Raw genomic sequence first — 16,918 nt, 5'->3', positions numbered from 1 at the left:
CCTCGGGGCATAGTCCGCGTCCGACCGAATGGGAATACATACGTACCGGCGGGCCGACGACCCACCCAATGGAAGATCAGCGGTTCCTCGAGTCGGAGTGGGACTACTGTCTGGTGCTCGACGCGTGCCGGTACGACGTGTTCGCGGACGTGTACGACGAGTACCTCGACGGGACGCTCGAAAAGCGGAAGAGCGTCGGCTCGTCGACGCCGGAGTGGGCCTACCGCACGTTCACCGACGAACACGACATCGCGTACTTCTCCGGGAACCCCTTCATCAACGACCTGGGGATCCCGCTGAACGAGCTGAAGTGGGGCGCGAGCTGCGACTACGAGTGGACCGCCTCCGAACACATCAGCGACATCCACGACGTCTGGAAGACCGACTGGGACGACGACCTCGGAACCGTCCCGCCGGAGGGGCTCGCAGACGCGTTCCACCGCAATCAGGACGCCGTCGAGCGCGCCGACCGAACCGTCCTCCACTACATGCAGCCGCACGCCCCCTACCTCTCGCGGGGGAAAGGCCAGAAGCTCAAACAGATCCAGAAGGGGATCAAACGACAGGAGGAAGAGGAGGCGAACGGCGGGAGCGACGACGACGGCGGCCTGCTCTCCTCGCTCAGCGACTCGGTCCGCCCGAAGATCGAGAGCCGACTGGACGACAGCGAGTTCGCCCAGAAGGCGGGGCTGTGGCTCGAACTCGACCCGAAGGACCTCGTGACGGACGGAACGCGCGTCACCGCGCTGTCGATGTACGAGGAGAACCTCCGGATCGCCTTGGAGAGCGTCGCCGAACTCGTCGAAGAGCTCGACGGCGACGTGGTCGTCACCGCGGACCACGGCGAGGCGTTCGGCGAGGAGGGCGTCTGGGAACACCACATCGAGACGTACATCCCGGCGCTGATGGAGGTTCCGTGGCTCGAAGTCGAGTGAGCGCGGTCGGTCCGCGCGCTCGCGCCCGCCTCCACACATGAAGGTCAGCCACTACTTCGAGTTCGAAGAGCACGTCACGGGCGGCATCGCCGCCTCCGTCGACCACCAGCGGAAGATGCTCGACCGCGTCGGGATCGAGTACACGACGGAGCCGACGCTCGACGCCGACGTCCTCCACCTCAACGTGATGGGCCCGCGCTCGGTCTGGCACGCGCGCCGCGCCCGGCAGGCAGGCGTCCCCGTGGTCGCGCACACTCACGTCACCGCCGAGGACTTCGGCGACAGCTTCCGGTTCACCAACGCGCTCGCGCGGCCGCTCAAGCCGTACCTCCGGCGCGCGTACGGGCTCGCCGACCTGCTCGTCTGCCCCTCCGAGTACAACCGCGACCTGATCGAGAGCTACGCGGATGTCCCGACGACGGTGGTCTCGAACGGCGTCGACCGCGAGAAGCTGGCGGGGTTCGAGTCGCTCGAAGCCGAGTACCGCGAGCGCTACGACCTCTCCCCGCCGACGGTGTTCCTCGTCGGTCACGTGATCAAGCGGAAGGGGTTAGAGACGTTCGTCGAGACGGCCCACCGGATGCCCGACGTGGACTTCGTCTGGTTCGGCCCGATAGACCGGTCGCTGAAGGGCAGAGACACCACGCGTCTCATCGACGAGGCCCCGTCGAACTGTACGTTCACGGGCTTCGTCGACGACATCCGGGGCGCGTACGCCGCGGGCGACGTGTTCTGTTTCCCGACCCACGAGGAGAACGAGGGGATCGCGCTGCTGGAGGCGATGGCGGCCGGGAAGCCGGTCGTCGTCCGCGACATCGAGACGTTCTCGTGGCTGGCGGACGGCGAGGAGTGCCTGAAGGTGGGCGACCGGGACGACGAGGAGACCGCGACGGACGACCGCGACGACAACGGTCGCGACCACGACCGCGTTCGCGGCGACGACGTGGAGGGGTTCGTCGAGGCCATCGACGAACTCCGCGACGCGGACCGGCGGGCGGAACTCGGCGCGAACGCCGCCGAGCGCAGCGAAGCGTTCTCGCTGTCGGCGATCGCCGAGCGCTACAGGGACCTGTACGCGGATCTCGTCTGAGAATCCTAGTCATTCGCTCGTGAGCAACGGGATATGAACGAAGAGCTATTCGTTCGGGTGGCCGGCGGCATCGCGACGGTAGCGATCCTGCTCGTTTCGGTTACGGTGGGCGCGCTGCTGGGAGACGGTCCGGACGAAATGTTCGCTTGGTCGATGGTCTGTACGGTCGCGCTCTCGATGGGTGCGATCATAGCCGTCTATCGGTTCGAAGACGAGTTGGATTCGATATAGTGGAGTAGCGTTCGTCTTCGGTGAAATTCGACGCCTCGTACCGCGGTCATCCCGAGGCATTCGAACGTTCCAACGCACGTCTCCGATGACCCACGCCTGTTCTCTCGTCACGGATCCCGTCGGCCCCCGTTTCGGTGGCTTTTTCGCGGTATTGGGCGGTCGAGAGCGGGTATCTGTACTACAGGGTTCTCGACGGGATCCCTGAGCCGACAATCTTGCGAAAACCGCAGTTGGTATGTCCGCCCGTTGATTCCGTAGGGCCAAATGACCCGAATAAGCGTTATCGGCTGCGGCAACATGGGGAGTGCCCTGCTGAGGGGACTCGCCCGTGCGGGGGGGTATCACCTCACGGCGATCGACCTCGACCCCGAGGCGCTCGACGCGATCGAAGACGCCGTCGACGAGACGAGCGAGGACGTGGCGGCGGCGCGCGAGGCCGATATCGTCGTCCTCGCGGTGAAGCCGGACGTCGCGCCGGCGGTGCTCGACGAGCTCGACCTCCGAGGCGGCCAACAGCTCGTCACGCTGGCCGCGGGCCTCCCCCGCGGGTTCGTCGACGAGCGGACCGACGCGTCCGTCGTCCGGATAATGCCGAACCTCGCGGCGGAGACGGGGAACATGGCCGCGGCGGCGACGAACGCCGGCCTGACCGACGAAGTCCGGGAGATGCTCGACGCGGTCGGCGAGTTCGTCGAGGTCGACGAGTCGCTGATGCACGTCTCGACGGCGGTCAACGGCAGCGGCCCCGCCTTCGCCTTCTACCTGATCGACGCGATGAAACAGGGCGGGATCGACGGCGGGCTCGACCCCGAGCAGGCCGAGACGCTGGCCGCGCAGACGTTCAAGGGGGCCGCAGAGACCGTGCTGCGCGACGACCGCAGCGTCGACGAGCTCATCGACGCGGTCTGCTCGCCGAACGGGACGACGATAGAGGGGATGGACGTGCTGTGGGACAGCGACGCTGACGAGGCGGTCGAGGACGCCGTCGCGGCCGCCGAGCGCCGGTCCCGCGAGCTCGCGGAGGCGTTCGACGATGCCTGAGGACGCGGGCGTCGAGCGGACGGCCGCGGCCGACGGGACGACCGTCGCGGCCGCCGACGACGAGCGCGTCGCCGCCGCCCGGGAGCGGGCGGCCGCGGCCGACCGCGTGATCGTCAAGGCCGGGACGAACTCGCTAACCGACGAGGACTCGCGGCTCGACCGCGTGAAGCTCGACAAACTCGTCGCCGACGTGATGGACCTCCGGGAGCGCGGCACGGAGGTCGTGCTGGTCTCGTCGGGCGCGGTCGGAGCCGGCACCGGCCGGCTCGACGAGGGGCCGGAGTCGCGGGACGACGTCGATTCGATCGTCGAGAATCAGGCGCTCTCGACGGTCGGACAGGGGCTCCTGATGCGGCACTACACGCAGAGCTTCGAGCGGTTCGACCAGGACGTCGCCCAGATACTGGTGACGGGGACCGACCTCGACGCGCCCGAGCGGTTCGACAACTTCACGAACACCGTCGAGACGCTGCTGTCGTGGGGGGTCGTCCCCGTCGTCAACGAGAACGACGCGGTGGCGACCGACGAGCTTCGGATCGGCGACAACGACATGCTGTCGGCGTCCGTCGCGCTCGGCCTGGACGCCGACCTGCTCGTGACGCTCACCGACGTCGACGGCGTCTACACCGGGAACCCGAAGCGGGACGCCGACGCGGAGCTGATCGAGGCGGTCGACGACGGCTACGACCGGCTCCGGGAGATCGTCGGCGGCGGCACCGAGACCGACTTCGGCGGAATCCGCACGAAGGTCGAGGGCGCACACGACGTGAGCCGCAACGGGATCCCCGCGATCATCGCCGGCTCCGCCGAGCGCGACGTGCTGGCGCGGATCGCAGCGGGTAAGCCGACTGGGACGCTATTCGTCCCGAAGGCGGGTGACGACGATGAGTGACACGGACGCCGACCCCGATACCGACCTCGCAGGAGACACCGACGAACTGGCCCGCCGGGCGGAGCGCGCCGCGCTCCGGCTCGCGAACGCCGACGAGGCGACCCGGAACGAGGCGCTCCGGTCGATCGCCGACGCGATCCGCGAGCGCGAGTCGGAGATCCTCGACGCGAACGCGGTCGACGTCGAGGAGGCGGAGGCGATGCTCGCGGACGGCGAGTACACGCAGGCGCTCGTCGACCGCCTGAAGCTCGACGCGACCAAGATCGAGTCGATCGCGTCGATGGTCGAGTCGGTCGCCGAACAGGACGACCCGCTCGGCGAGACGCTCTCGGCCCGCGAGCTCGACGAGGACCTCGAACTGTACCGGGTCGCGGTCCCGATCGGCGTCGTCGCGACCGTGTTCGAGTCGCGCCCCGACGCGCTCGTCCAGATCGCGGCGCTCGCGCTGAAGTCCGGCAACGCCGTCGTGCTCAAGGGCGGCAGCGAGGCGAGCGAGTCGAACCGGGTCCTCCACGAGGCGATCGCCGACGCGACCGCGGACCTCCCCGACGGCTGGGCCGCGCTCATCGAGGCCCACGAGGAGGTCGACCGCCTGCTCGAACTCGACGATCGGGTCGACCTCGTGATGCCGCGCGGCTCCTCGGAGTTCGTCTCCTACATCCAGTCGAACACGCAGATCCCCGTCTTGGGCCACACCGAGGGGGTCTGTCACGTCTACGTCGACTCGGACGCCGACCTGGAGATGGCCGAGGACGTCGCCTTCGACGCGAAGGTCCAGTACCCCGCGGTGTGTAACGCGGTCGAGACGCTGTTGGTCCACGAGTCGGTCGCCGACGCGTTCCTCCCCGACCTCGTCGAGCGCTACGAGGCGGCCGGCGTCGAACTGCGGGGCGACGAGCGGACCCGCGAGGCCGTCGACGTCGACCCCGCCACCGCCGACGACTGGGACACCGAGTACGGCGACCTCGAACTGTCGATCAAGGTCGTCGACGACGCCTACGCCGCGATCGAACACGTCAACGACCACGGCTCGAAACACACCGAGTCGATCCTCACCGAGGACGCCGAGACGGCCGAGCGGTTCATGACCGGCGTCGACGCCGCGAGCGTCTTCCACAACGCGTCGACGCGCTTCGCGGACGGCTACCGGTACGGCCTCGGCGCGGAGGTCGGCATCTCCACCGGGAAGGTCCACGCCCGCGGGCCGGTGGGGCTGGAGGGGCTCACCACCTACAAGTACTACCTCGAAGGCGACGGCCACCTCGTCGCGAGCTACAGCGGCGAGGACGCCCTCCCGTTCACCCACCGCGAACTCGACGGCGTCGAGTGGACGCCCGGCCGGCTGTCGACGCGGTAGTGAACCCCGTCCGGCGTCAAGTCGTCGGACGCCCCGGTCCGCGCGGGCCCGGACGACGCCGGGACCCCGCTCTCTCCGCGAGCGGCACCGATGCTACTAGGACGCCTCGGGCGTACTGTGACGTGTGACCACGCACGACGATTACCGCGCGGGCTTTCGCACGCAGCGCGAAGAGGTCGACGACACACGGTTGCCCGTCGACGGTTCGTTCCCGGACTGGCTCACGGGCGATCTCGTCGGCAACGGCCCGGGGCAGTTCGAGGCCGGCGACACGTCGCTGCGTCACTGGTTCGACCCGCTGGCGATGCTGCGCCGCTTCCGGATCGACGACGACGGAGTGCGCTACGCGAACCGGTTCGTCCGGAGCCGCGACTACGAGTTCGCGGCGGCCGGCGGCGGCGTCCGCACCCCGTTCCCCGGCACGCCCCCCGACCGACCCGTCTGGACGCGGCTCCGGCAGGTTCTCGACGGGACGTTCCCGGACAACCCCGTTATCGGCGTCCAGCGCTTCGGCGACGAGGTCGCCGCGGTCACCGAGTCGCCGACCGCACTGACGGTCGACCTCGAGACCCTTGAGACGACCGGCCGAAAGGACCTCGTCGCCGGGCTCGACAGCGATCTCACGCTCGCGCACGTCCACTACGACCACGACGAGGACGCCTTCTACAACCTCGGCGTCTCGTACGGCCGCGAGACCGTCTACACGCTGTTCCGTCGGCCCGCCGACGGCGGCGCTCCCACGCCCCTGACGCGGCTCCGCTTCGGAGAGGCCCCGTACATCCACTCGTTCGCGCTGACGGAGCGGTACGCCGTGGTCACGGTGAACGCGTTCGGACTGGACACGACTCGCCTCCTGCGCGGCGCGGTGACGAAGGAGACGTTCCTGGACGCGTTCGAGCCGTTAGACGCCCCGCTCCGCTTCCTCGTCCTCGACCGCGAGACCGGCGTCCGCGAGGCGACGGTGACGGCGTCCCCGGCGTTCGTCTACCACCACGCGAACGCCTACGAGCGCGACGGCGAGGTCGTCGTGGACCTCGTCGCGTTCGAGGACGAGCGCGCGGTCACCGGGCTCGAACTGTCGAACCTCCGGAGCGACGATCCGGACCTGCCCAGAGGGGACCTCTACCGCTACACGCTCCCGCTGACCGGTGGCGACGCCGAGCGGGAGCGGCTCCACCGCGGGCCGGTCGAGTTCCCGGTCATCAACTACCGGGCCGTGAACGGCCGGCCACATCGGTACGTCTACCTCGCGGAGACGGACGGGGGATCGAGCCTGCCGACGGACGTCACGAAGGTCGACGTGGAGGCCGGAACCGTTCGCAGGTGGCGTGAGACGGGCGCGCATCCGGGCGAACCGTTGTTCGTGTCGCGCCCGGACTCGGCCGACGAGGACGGCGGGGTGGTGCTCTCGGTGGTGCTCAAGCCGGCGGCCGACCGCTCGGACCTCGTCTGTCTGGACGCCGAGACCCTAGAGGAGCGCGGTCGCGCACGGCTCCCGCACAGGCTCCCGTACGGGTTCCACGGACAGTTCTACGGGCCGTCCTCGCCCGGCCGGAGCATGAACTGAGCGTCGTTCCCGCCGCCGAACGCGGACAGAAGTTATCTGCGACGACGACCGATCCGCCTCCATGCCGACGACCTGTGCCCTCTGTCGCCGCGTCGTTCCGGATGAGCGGATCCCGGACCCGCGGGTCGTCCAAGAGCACCACCTCCGGCCGGAGGAACGGGCCACGAGTCCGACGGTCGACCTCTGTCGTCCGTGTCACGACCAGATCCACGCGGTCTTCACGAACGCGGAGCTCCGGGCCGACTACGACACGATCGAGGCGCTCCGGTCAGCCGACCGTCTCGACGGCTACCTCGAGTGGATCCGCGGGACCGACAAGCTACGGGTCGAGACGGACACGAGCCGGGCCGTCCGTGACCGGTCGTGAACCGGGGCGGAATCGGCGCGACCCCGTCACGGGAACCCGGCGGCGGCGCGATCTGACCGTCAGCGAGGTCCCCCTCGGAGGCCCCGTTCGTCGCTGAGCGGGCGTCCGCGCCGTCGGCCGCTCGCCGTGTCCTCCGCGTCGCGCCGGTCGAGCGACCGCCGGTTCAGTTCGTCGACGAGCGGCCGCCCCTCGTCGAGCATCCGCTCCGCGGTCTCGACGGCTTCACGGAGTTGCGACGGCGAGAGGTGCTCGTACGCGGGTCGGCCCGGAACGTGTTCGTACCAGACGTCGTCGAACAGGTCGTCGAGAACGATCCTGACGAAGCAGTGGTCCTCGTCGACCGGCCAGCCGTCGCGATCCCGCGCCGCCCGCGGGAGCTCCGTCGTGACGAGCGCCCGGTACCGTCGGCGTAGCTCGGACAGGTCGTCCCCGCCGAGGGTTCGCTGCCCCATGTCGGTCGATCGTCCCGTGCCGGTTTGAATCTGTCTCGACCCGAGTCGGTGCTAAGCCGACACAGACGCCTCAGTACCTAGGATTTAATTCCTCAGAGGTACATTGGTATGTTGTACCATGTGTCACGACTACGGGAGCCGAGACTGGTCCGGTCGAGTCGAGGAGGAGGAGGACGAGGAACCGTCGCTACCGGAGCGCGAACCGGCCGAGAACGTGGAGATCGTCACCGACGGGGGTGACGAGGAGTCGTAGACCGCCTCCCTACGCCGGTCGAGAGGAGCCGTTCAGCCGGTCGCGAGCGCCAGCGCGGACGACGGCAGTTCCGACGCCCCGGCGGCCGGTCTGTCACCGGGCGCGACGCCGGGGGCGGCGACGGTGTCCGAGAGCGCGAACTCGCCGTCGGGACCGGTGGAGGTGACGGCGAGTCCCGACCGCGATCGGACGTTCGGCCCGGATTACGCCGACCGGAGGCGCTCCAGCGCGCGCTCTTTCCCGCCCGCCTCGATCATCACGTCCGCCCGGTCGCGCAGCCAGTCTGGGAGGTCGGAGACGAAACGCGCGTGAGTCTGGGGTCGTGCCTCGGGGTCCCGGAGCCGTTTCGGTTCCGAGTAGTGAGCGATCGGGCGGACGTCGCCCCACGTCTCGGCGGCAGTCTCGAACCCCTCACGGAACGTCTGGCCGCGGTCGGTGAAGCAGTGGTGGTGGTAGTCGAACACGGTCGGGACCCCGGTCGCGTCGCTCACCGCCGAGGCGAGTTCCCGGACGCTCCAGAGCCCCCGCTTGTCGTCGTTCTCGACGGTTAGCCGACGCCTCGCACCGGGCGATAGCGACCTGACCGCGTCGCGGAAGCGCTCGGCGGTCGCCTCCTTGTCGCCGTACGTGGCACCGATGTGGACGTTGATCGCGTAGCGCGGGGAGCGGTCGAGCCCCATCAGATCGAGCCAGTCCGCGTGGTACTCTATCGCCCTGACCGAGCGCTCGACGGTGTCCGGCGAGTCGCTGGCGAGCTTACACCAGTAGTCCGGGTGGAAGGTCAGCCGTATCCCCTCGTTTTCGATCAGGTCGCCGCATCGTCGGGCGATCCGTTCGATCTCGTCGTAGTCGGGGAGATCGACGAGATCGAACTGAGAGTTCCACGGGACGAGCGTCGACGTACACCGGTAGAACCGGACGTCGTGGTCGCGGTTCCACCGCAGCATCGTCAACAGGTCGGCGAAGTTCTGGCGCGTCAGTTCGGAGGCGTACGGAAGGCCGTCGGACTCCCACGTCGACCGCCGCATGTCGCGGTTACACCGAACCGGATCGGAGCGGTCTCTGAGGGTCCGGTTCAGGCAGGCGTATCCGAGCACACGCGTCCCACGGTCTCGAGACGCTTAGCCGCCTGGGATCACCGACCGTCGTCGCCGCGTCGGGCCGTTCCGCCGCGCCCCGCCTCGGGGTCCCCGCCGGGTTTTATTCGCGTTCGCTCCGACAAGCCTCTATGTCCGAAGGGACGCGGTTCGGGACGCCGGGAACGGAGAACGCGACGACGCTCCTGCTGCTCGGGAGCGGCGAACTGGGGAAGGAACTGCTCGTCGAGGCGCAGTCGCTCGGGATCGAGACGGTCGCCGTCGACAGGTACGACGGTGCCCCCGCCAAACAGGTCGCACACCGGTCTCACACCGTCGACATGACGGACGCGGACGCGCTCCGCGAGATCGTCGTCGAGGAGGATCCGGACTACGTCGTGCCCGAGATCGAGGCGATCGCGACGGCGGAGCTCACGCGGCTCGAAGAGGAGGGGTACGAGGTGATCCCGACGGCCGAGGCGACCCGACTCACGATGGACCGACAGTGGATCCGGGAGTTCGCCACGGAGGAGGCGGAGGTGCCGACCAGCGCGTTCGCCTTCGCCGACAACGAGGCCGAGTACAGAGCCGCGGTCGACCGCATCGGGCGACCGGTCGTGGTGAAACCGACGATGTCCTCCTCCGGGAAGGGCCAGTCGATCGTCAGGGCGGGAGACGACCCGGAGGCGGCGTGGGAGACCGCCAGGGGCGGGACGCGGTCCGATACCGGCCGCGTGATCGTCGAGGAGTTCGTCGACTTCGACTACGAGTTGACGCTGCTCACCGTCCGCCACGCCGGGGGGACCACGTTCTGCCCGCCCGTGGGCCACCGCCAGGTCGACGGCGACTACCGCGAAAGCTGGCAGCCGCACCCGATGAGCGAGGACGCGCTGTCGAGCGCGCAGGCGATGGCCAAGCGTGTCACCGACGGGCTCGGCGGCCACGGGATCTTCGGCGTCGAGTTCTTCGTCCGCGACGACGAGGTGTTCTTCAGCGAACTGTCGCCACGTCCCCACGACACCGGACTCGTGACCCTCGGCACGCAGTCGGTCAGCGAGTTCGGCCTCCACCTCCGAGCGATCCTCGGTCTTCCGGTTCCGGACGTGACCGTCGAGCGACCGGGCGCGAGCCACGCCCTCGTCGCCGACGAGTCGGTCGACACGCCGGCGTTCACCGGTGTCGAAGCGGCGCTCGGCACACCGGAGACCGACCTCAGACTGTTCGGGAAACCGTCGGCCTACGCCGGCCGCCGAATGGGCGTCGCCGTGAGCACCGCGGCGGACACCGACGCGGCCCGCGAGCGCGCGGAGTCCGCGGTGGGTCAGATCGAGATACACGACGACGCGTGAGGCGGGGACGCCGCCGACGAGGAGGAGCCCGGGGAATATCACGGCGAGCCCGACGACCGAGAAGGGCGAAATCGTCGCGCCGAGCACTACCGGCGACCGCGGCTGGCGGTGGCGAGAGACTGGCGACGGGCTCGCCCACGACGACCACGGCGTGTTGCGGGCCTCGATACACTGACGCGGAGCCGGTGCGGGCTAGGGCCGACGACCGTCTGAGCGATACCCGGAGGGTGTCCCCTCGATCCCGCGGCATTCCGGCGCTGTCACGAACACCGAGCCGCGGTCCGGCCGAAGGACCGGGACCGATTTCGCCGCGGTCGCCCGCACGGGTCGGAACCCTTCGAGGTCGCGAGGCTTTCCCGTGCTTCGGTGTGTTCGCCTTCCGGCGGCCAAGACCGGTAATTTCCCCGACCTGACCGCACCCGGCCGGCCCTCTGGAGGGGTTCAGCTCACGATACGGTTCGAATTCGATCTAGACCTTCCCGTGCCGCTGCCACCGGATTCAATATAGCGAAATACGATACATGCGTTTGCGACCGAACGGAAACTGACCTTCTATCACCGACGGATTTGCGGCCGACCCCGGTAGAGTCCGGAAACGTTACGCTCTGCGCCCGCCCAGCGACGCCCATGGTCGACTCCGACTGGGGCGACTGGCTGCCGCGCGCGGTGGCCGACGCAGACCCCGAGACGGTGGCGCTGTGGTATCTGGGCTGTAACGGCTTCGCGGTGAAGGGGAGCGAGGGGACCGTTCTCTGGATCGACCCGTACGTCGGGACGGGCGACCCGCCGCGGACGATCCGGATGGTCCCGATTCCCTTCGATCCCGCCGACGTCGACAGCGCGGACGCGGTGTTGGCGACGCACGAACACACGGACCACGTCCACGGCCCCTCGCAGGCCCCGATCCTCGCGAACACGGACGCGGACTTCGTCGCGGCCGACGACTCGCTCGCGGTCGCGCGCGAGGAGGAGCGGTGGACCGACGAGTACGAGGTCGACGAGGCCGCCTTCACGGAGGTGCGGGAGGGCGACGAGCTGCGGATCGGCGAGTTCACCGTTCACGTCGTCGAAACGCACGATGCGGACGCCACGCATCCGGTCGGCTACGTCCTCGAACACGAGTCGGGAACGGTGTTCCACGCCGGCGACAGCAAGCCGTCGGACTCGTTCACCGGGCTCGCGGAGCGGTTCGACATCGACCTCGGCATCCTCGCGTTCGGCTCCGAGGGCACGATTCCGGACAAGGAGACCGGAGAGCCGGTCCCCACGAAGTGGTACAGCGACGAGAACGAGATCGCGACGGCCGCGAACGACCTCGGACTCGACCGGTTGGTTCCGACTCACTGGGACATGTGGAAGGGGCTGACCGCCGATCCGACCGCGCTCCACGACCACGTCAGGAGCTACGAGTCGCCGAACCGACTGGAGATCGCGGAGATCGGCGACCGGATCGACCTGTAATCCGGAGTCAAGCGGCCGTTTTCGCGACGTTTCGGTTATCAACCACGAAACGCGGCCCGTGGAATTTAAGCCCCTGCTCCGGGACCGTGCGGGTATGAGCGAACGGACGGCGGAGGCGGCCACGACCGTCGACGAGGACGGTATCCGCGTCGAGAAATCCTTCACGGACGACGCGTTCCCCGTGCCCGCGGTGAGGTACACCCTCTCTTCACACCGCGAGGACCCCGTACGGGTGCGTATCGTCGACCGGATCCCGGAGTCGTTTCCGATGGACCGTGTGGGGTTCCACCCGGAGTACGAGAGCGAGAACTGGACGGCGTACAAGGACCACCGAGTGGAGTTCGAGCGGGTGATAGACCCCGACGAGACCGTCGAGACGGTGTTCGGGATCCGCGACGACGACCCCGACCTCGACGGCTTCCTCGGGACGCCGGTCATCGAGCACGTTCCCGTCGGCGAGGAGATCGAGGACGTCCTCGGAGCCGGCGACACGGACGCCGTCAGAGAGGTGCTCTCGGGCGACCGCGCGACGCTCCCCGGCATGGCGGAAGACGAGGAGCTGCTTCCGGAGGACCCCGCAGAGGAGGCCGCTGAGCCGATTGCGGCCGACGAGGCGGACGCCGACGGAGATCCCGCCGCCGAGGAGTGGGAGCCGCCCGCAGACGCCGACGCGGCCGAAGCGGTCGAAGAGACCGAAGAGTCCGAGGCCGACGCGGCGGCAGACGCCCCTGAACCGCGTTCGGTCGAAGACGGAACGGCCGCCGTCACCCCGCACGAGGGCTCGCCGGTCGGGTCCGCGGGCGAAACGGACGCCGAGACGGAATCCGACGCGGACGCACCCGAGGAAGCGGACGATGAATCCGCCGAAGAGCCGGAGGGGGAAGCCGCTGAGGAGGTCGACGGAGCGGCCGACGAGCCGGTCGCCGACGAGGCCGGCGAACCGTCCGACAGCGAAGGGGCGGAAGACGACGACGCGGCCGCAACGCTCCCCGGCGAAGGCGGCCTCGCGGCGGCGCTGGCGGCCGAGATCCGGACCGGCGCGGCCGACGAGGAGGACATCGAGACCATCGAGGAGGCGTTCGAAGCGTCCGTGCCCCGGAGCGTGGACGTGCGGATCGCCCGCCTCCAGTCCAGCGTCGCCGACATCGAGGCGTACGCCGACGCGCTCGCGGAGTTCATCGACGGCGAGGGCACGGCCCGGGAGATCCTCGACGGGATCGACGACCGGGTCGACGCCGTCGAGTCCGAGGTCTCCGCGCTCGACGACCGCCTCGCGGACGCCGACGAGGAGCGCGAGGCGATCGAGTCCGATGTCGCCCGCGTCGACTCCGCGGTCGCGTCCACCTCCGACGCGGTCGGTGCGGTCGAAGACCGCGTGGACGGCGTCGAGAGCGACGTTGAGGCCGTCGAAGGCGACGTTCGGGGTGTCGAAGACGACGTGCGGAACGTGGAGGACGACGTTCGGGCCGTCGAGGAAGAGGTTGACTCCGTCGACGAGGCGGTCGAATCGGTCAGAGACGCCGTCTCGACCGTCGAGACTCAGGTGGACGATCTCGGGGCCGATGTCGACGGTCTCGGGGCCGACGTCGACCGAGTCGAGGGCGAAGCCGAGGCCGTCGCGGAGTCCGTCGACGACCTGGGCGACGACGTGGAGACGCTGTACGAGGAGGTCGACAAGGCCGCGGAGCGCGCCGAGAGCGCGGAGGAGGCCGCCGAAGACGCGGCCGGGCGCGCGGATGCCGCCGAGGACCGCGTCGAGGACGTCGAATCCGACCTCGGGCGGTTCGACGACGAGTTCGACGACCTGTGGAACGACCTCGCGGAGGTCGACACGCGCCTCACCGACATCGAGGACCGGCTCGGCGAGGACCTCAACGACGTGGCCGCCGAGTTGGACGAGATCAACGAACACCTCGAAGAGCTCGACGAGTTCCGCAGTCGACTGAACGAAGCGTTCGGCCCGTAACCCGGGACCTGACTGCGAGACGCGGCGAATCGATTCCTTCCTCACCCGGTCGTCCGGCGAATCGGAAAACGCAACCCGTTTTACGCGCGCGGCCGCAGATCGATCAATGACAGATCCGATTCCGGTCGCCGTCCCGCGAAAGGGACGCCCGCTCGAAGCGGTCTTAGAGCGGATCGCGGCCGTTTCGGACGACGATCGCCTCGACCGGCTCGCAGACAGCGTGAGCAACACCCTCCGGTACGAGAAGGCGGTCACGAAGGGCGCTGTGGACGCCGACGGCGGCCCCTACGAGCGGCTGGCCGAGTACTCGGACCCCGAGACGCCGGCGGAACCGGAGTTCACGCTGCTACGCGACGACCGGAGCGGGAAGCCGCGCCGAATCGTTTTCGACGCCGCGACGGTCGATCTGGGCGACGTGAGGGTCAAGCTCGTCGGCCGCGAGGAGCCCTTCCGGGCCCTGCGGACCCACGAGTTCGCGCTTGGGTTCGACTCCGCGGACCTCGTCTTGGAGGAGGTCGTCGGGATCAGGGCGGCCGGCCTGGGGAACATCTCCGACATCAACGACCGCATCGACCCGGTGGACACCGACGTTCGCGTCGTGACCGGACTCGGCGACACGGTGTATCACACGCTGATGGGCCGCGAGGACGACCGAGCGCCGGGAGCGGCGTTCGACCGTGAGTACCTCGCCGACTACGAGGGGCCGCTGTGTATCTCGCCGCGGTACGAACGGCTCGTCACCGCCGTGTTGGGGACGGACGCATTGGACGGCGTCGAGTTCGTCTATCCCGACGCGAACGAGGAGGAGGAGGCCGCCATCGCCCGCGTCGGTCTCGGCGTCTACCTCACCGTCACCGGCTCGACGGCCCGCGAACACGGGCTCTCCGTCGGCGAACACCTCTTCCCCAGCGAGACGGTACTCATGCGCAACGCGGCCGAGACGGACGAGTCCGTGTCTCGGGTCCTCCGGGCGCTCGAACGCGAGGCCGCCGACTCGGAGATCCGCGTCTGAGCCGGAAGAGGATATAGCGAGATGGACTATATCAGTACGCGCTGAGACGGGTTCGACACGTCATCGCGCCGCCAGTCCGATTTCAGCGCTGAGCTCCGGTACTCCGTTTCGGCTTCGCGAGACGACGCGGAGCCGCTGAACGGTGGAGGAACCCGCCGCGCTCGGAAACAGTTCGCGCCTCCCGGTCGAACGCGGGGGCCGGTCGGACCAGCCGATCCACCCCGATGCGAGCCCTGTCAATCTCACGCCTTATTTATCCGCAATTCTAGTACATAAGCCACCCTCTGAACGAGACAGTTTTACGCATATTCGCTAAATAGCGGCCTCTTTAGGGTACTACACGCGAAGATAAAGTCACTTATCTGGAAATCTGGGATAGTTTGAAGTGAGCGGCGGGAGAACCCTCGTCCGAGAACGATGGGAGGGGATCGACAGTCGGTGAAGACGTACGTGCCGGCGGAGCAAAAAGACGTGTGGCGCGACCACGCCGACGAACTCGACATGTCGCTGAGCGAGTTCGTCAGGACGATGGTTCAGGCCGGTCGCAGGGAGTTCACACCGGATGAGTCGGCCGGGGGCGAGGAACCCGCTTCCGAGCCGTCCGACCCCGGGGGTCGCGACCTCGAAACGCGCGTCCACGCGGTTCTCGAATCGGGCCCCCGGTCGTGGGACGAGCTCGTCGAGGCGGTCGTCGGCGACGTGGAGGACGAACTGGAGGCGACGCTCGATGACCTCCAGGCGCGCGACCGCGTTCGGTACAGCGGCCGGGACGGGGGGTACGTGTTGACCGATGAGTAGCACGCGCTCCGCGCCCGAGCCCGACGACCCGATCGGGTACTTCCTCGAGGATCTCACGTACCACGGGAAGACCGACCGGACCCGAGAGGCGTACGAACGGGTCCTGCGGCGGTTCGAGTCGTTCCTCGACGACGCGGACCCCGAATCGGCGACGCACCGCGACTGTATGTCGTTCGTCCACTCGCTCCGCGGCGACGTCGCCGACAGCACCGTGGCCACGTACGCGGCGTACCTCAGCCGGTTTTACGGGTACATGACTGAGGTCGGGGCGTTCGACGGGAATCCGATGACGCTGGTGATAGAGGAGATGGACGAGACGGTCGACAAGGACCCCGCCCGGCGCGACGTGTCGATTCCGGCGATGCGGTCGTTCGTCGCGAGGGTCCGCCATCCCCTTCACCGCGCGCTGCTGGTCACGCTGCTGAAGACCGGAATGCGGGTCGGAGAGCTGTGTAACCTCGATCTTCGGGACGTCGCGGTCACCGATCCGGAGCTCAACGCGGCGTACCCCCTCGGCGAGCGCCCGGCGCTGTCCGGTCGGCCCGACTCGCTGTTCGTGACTTCGGAGGCGACCGTCGGAGAGAAGCTGAACGGCGAGGTGCGGACGGCCGCGAACAAGCGCAAGCGCGGGACGGTGATCCCGATCGACGACGAACTGCGTCGGACCCTGAAGCGCTGGCTCGCGATCCGACCGGACTCCCCCTCCCCGGCCGAACCGCTGTTCGTCGGCACCGCGGAAGGATGGGGTGAGCGCTTGGAGCCGCAGGCGGTCAGACACGTGGTCGAGCGGTACGCTCGGGAGGAGGGGTGGTACCGGACCGGCGGCGGGGCCGACGAGAACGTCACGCCCCACTACTTCCGGCACTTCTTCACCACCCACCTCCGGGACCGGACCGGGGACCGCGGCGTGGTGAAATACCTCCGCGGCGACGTCGCCGACGACGTGATCGACACGTACACCCACAACTGGGGCGACCAGGTGCGCGAGACCTACGAGGCGAACGTGTACCGACTAGGAGTGTAGTTCGGCAGAACCTGAACGCTTCCCGTCGGCTGTTATCCGTCAGATTC

At 68.7% G+C, this 16,918-nt stretch carries 17 protein-coding genes; 15 read left to right on the top strand and 2 right to left on the bottom strand.

Annotation, left to right across the window (positions count from 1 at the left end; translation table 11 throughout):
* Positions 1-68 precede the first annotated feature (68 nt).
* The 8 genes from NAF06_RS13295 to NAF06_RS13260 all read left to right on the top strand — a co-directional run bounded on the left by NAF06_RS13295 (position 69) and on the right by NAF06_RS13260 (position 7,480).
* The gene (locus NAF06_RS13295) at positions 69-935 is read left to right on the top strand and encodes a hypothetical protein (RefSeq protein WP_008581159.1); all 867 of its coding nucleotides are present in this window, start codon (positions 69-71) and stop codon (positions 933-935) included.
* Between the two features lie 37 nt (positions 936-972).
* Positions 973-2,025: a glycosyltransferase family 4 protein gene (locus NAF06_RS13290; RefSeq protein ID WP_008581157.1), complete on the top strand. Its 1,053-nt coding sequence runs from the start codon at positions 973-975 to the stop codon at positions 2,023-2,025.
* A 33-nt stretch (positions 2,026-2,058) separates the two neighbouring features.
* Positions 2,059-2,256: a hypothetical protein gene (locus tag NAF06_RS13285; protein WP_008581155.1), complete on the top strand. Its 198-nt coding sequence runs from the start codon at positions 2,059-2,061 to the stop codon at positions 2,254-2,256.
* 297 nt (positions 2,257-2,553) lie between these two features.
* Positions 2,554-3,297 carry a pyrroline-5-carboxylate reductase gene (proC, locus tag NAF06_RS13280; RefSeq protein ID WP_008581153.1) on the top strand — a complete coding sequence of 248 codons (744 nt, stop codon included), beginning with the start codon at positions 2,554-2,556 and terminating at the stop codon, positions 3,295-3,297.
* Positions 3,290-4,189 (top strand): glutamate 5-kinase, encoded by a 900-nt coding sequence (gene proB / locus NAF06_RS13275; protein WP_008581151.1) that lies wholly within the window; start codon positions 3,290-3,292, stop codon positions 4,187-4,189. Before proC ends, proB begins: the two co-directional genes overlap by 8 nt.
* Positions 4,173-5,546 (top strand): glutamate-5-semialdehyde dehydrogenase, encoded by a 1,374-nt coding sequence (locus tag NAF06_RS13270; protein ID WP_008581148.1) that lies wholly within the window; start codon positions 4,173-4,175, stop codon positions 5,544-5,546. The genes proB and NAF06_RS13270 overlap by 17 nt, the downstream gene beginning before the upstream one ends.
* 124 nt (positions 5,547-5,670) lie before the next feature.
* Positions 5,671-7,113: a carotenoid oxygenase family protein gene (locus NAF06_RS13265; protein ID WP_008581146.1), complete on the top strand. Its 1,443-nt coding sequence runs from the start codon at positions 5,671-5,673 to the stop codon at positions 7,111-7,113.
* Positions 7,114-7,174: 61 nt separating this feature from the next.
* Positions 7,175-7,480 carry a hypothetical protein gene (locus NAF06_RS13260; RefSeq protein WP_008581144.1) on the top strand — a complete coding sequence of 102 codons (306 nt, stop codon included), beginning with the start codon at positions 7,175-7,177 and terminating at the stop codon, positions 7,478-7,480.
* A gap of 59 nt (positions 7,481-7,539) precedes the next feature.
* On the opposite strand, the gene NAF06_RS13255 is transcribed toward NAF06_RS13260, so the two are convergent.
* Positions 7,540-7,932, bottom strand: a complete 393-nt coding sequence (locus NAF06_RS13255) for a hypothetical protein (protein ID WP_008581142.1) — start codon at positions 7,930-7,932, stop codon at positions 7,540-7,542.
* 118 nt (positions 7,933-8,050) lie between these two features.
* On the opposite strand from NAF06_RS13255, the gene NAF06_RS15495 reads away from it, so the two are divergent.
* Positions 8,051-8,185: a hypothetical protein gene (locus tag NAF06_RS15495; protein ID WP_256470639.1), complete on the top strand. Its 135-nt coding sequence runs from the start codon at positions 8,051-8,053 to the stop codon at positions 8,183-8,185.
* Positions 8,186-8,388: 203 nt separating this feature from the next.
* On the opposite strand, the gene uvsE is transcribed toward NAF06_RS15495, so the two are convergent.
* Positions 8,389-9,282, bottom strand: a complete 894-nt coding sequence (gene uvsE, locus NAF06_RS13250) for a UV DNA damage repair endonuclease UvsE (protein ID WP_049908537.1) — start codon at positions 9,280-9,282, stop codon at positions 8,389-8,391.
* Positions 9,283-9,413: 131 nt separating this feature from the next.
* Here uvsE and purT point away from each other — a divergent pair, with 131 nt between their 5' ends.
* The 6 genes from purT (at position 9,414) to NAF06_RS13220 (ending at position 16,871) form a co-directional block, all read left to right on the top strand.
* Positions 9,414-10,610 (top strand): formate-dependent phosphoribosylglycinamide formyltransferase, encoded by a 1,197-nt coding sequence (gene purT / locus NAF06_RS13245; RefSeq protein WP_008581136.1) that lies wholly within the window; start codon positions 9,414-9,416, stop codon positions 10,608-10,610.
* 627 nt (positions 10,611-11,237) lie between these two features.
* Complete coding sequence (locus tag NAF06_RS13240; RefSeq protein ID WP_008581134.1) at positions 11,238-12,071, top strand: MBL fold metallo-hydrolase; 834 nt, start codon at positions 11,238-11,240, stop codon at positions 12,069-12,071.
* 94 nt (positions 12,072-12,165) lie between these two features.
* A complete protein-coding gene (locus NAF06_RS13235) occupies positions 12,166-14,037 on the top strand; it encodes a hypothetical protein (RefSeq protein ID WP_008581131.1) in 1,872 nt (623 codons plus the stop codon).
* Between the two features lie 106 nt (positions 14,038-14,143).
* Positions 14,144-15,049 carry a phosphoribosyltransferase HisG-related protein gene (locus tag NAF06_RS13230; protein ID WP_008581128.1) on the top strand — a complete coding sequence of 302 codons (906 nt, stop codon included), beginning with the start codon at positions 14,144-14,146 and terminating at the stop codon, positions 15,047-15,049.
* 417 nt (positions 15,050-15,466) lie between these two features.
* Entirely contained in the window at positions 15,467-15,847 is a 381-nt protein-coding gene (locus tag NAF06_RS13225; RefSeq protein WP_049908534.1) for a DUF5805 domain-containing protein, read from the top strand.
* The gene (locus tag NAF06_RS13220) at positions 15,840-16,871 is read left to right on the top strand and encodes a tyrosine-type recombinase/integrase (protein WP_008581124.1); all 1,032 of its coding nucleotides are present in this window, start codon (positions 15,840-15,842) and stop codon (positions 16,869-16,871) included. The genes NAF06_RS13225 and NAF06_RS13220 overlap by 8 nt, the downstream gene beginning before the upstream one ends.
* Positions 16,872-16,918 lie beyond the last annotated feature (47 nt).

The organism is Halorubrum hochsteinianum, from assembly GCF_023702125.1.
GTDB classification, from domain to species: domain Archaea; phylum Halobacteriota; class Halobacteria; order Halobacteriales; family Haloferacaceae; genus Halorubrum; species Halorubrum hochsteinianum.
Note: the sequence above shows the minus strand (reverse complement) of the source record. Positions and strands in the feature narration are given on the sequence as shown.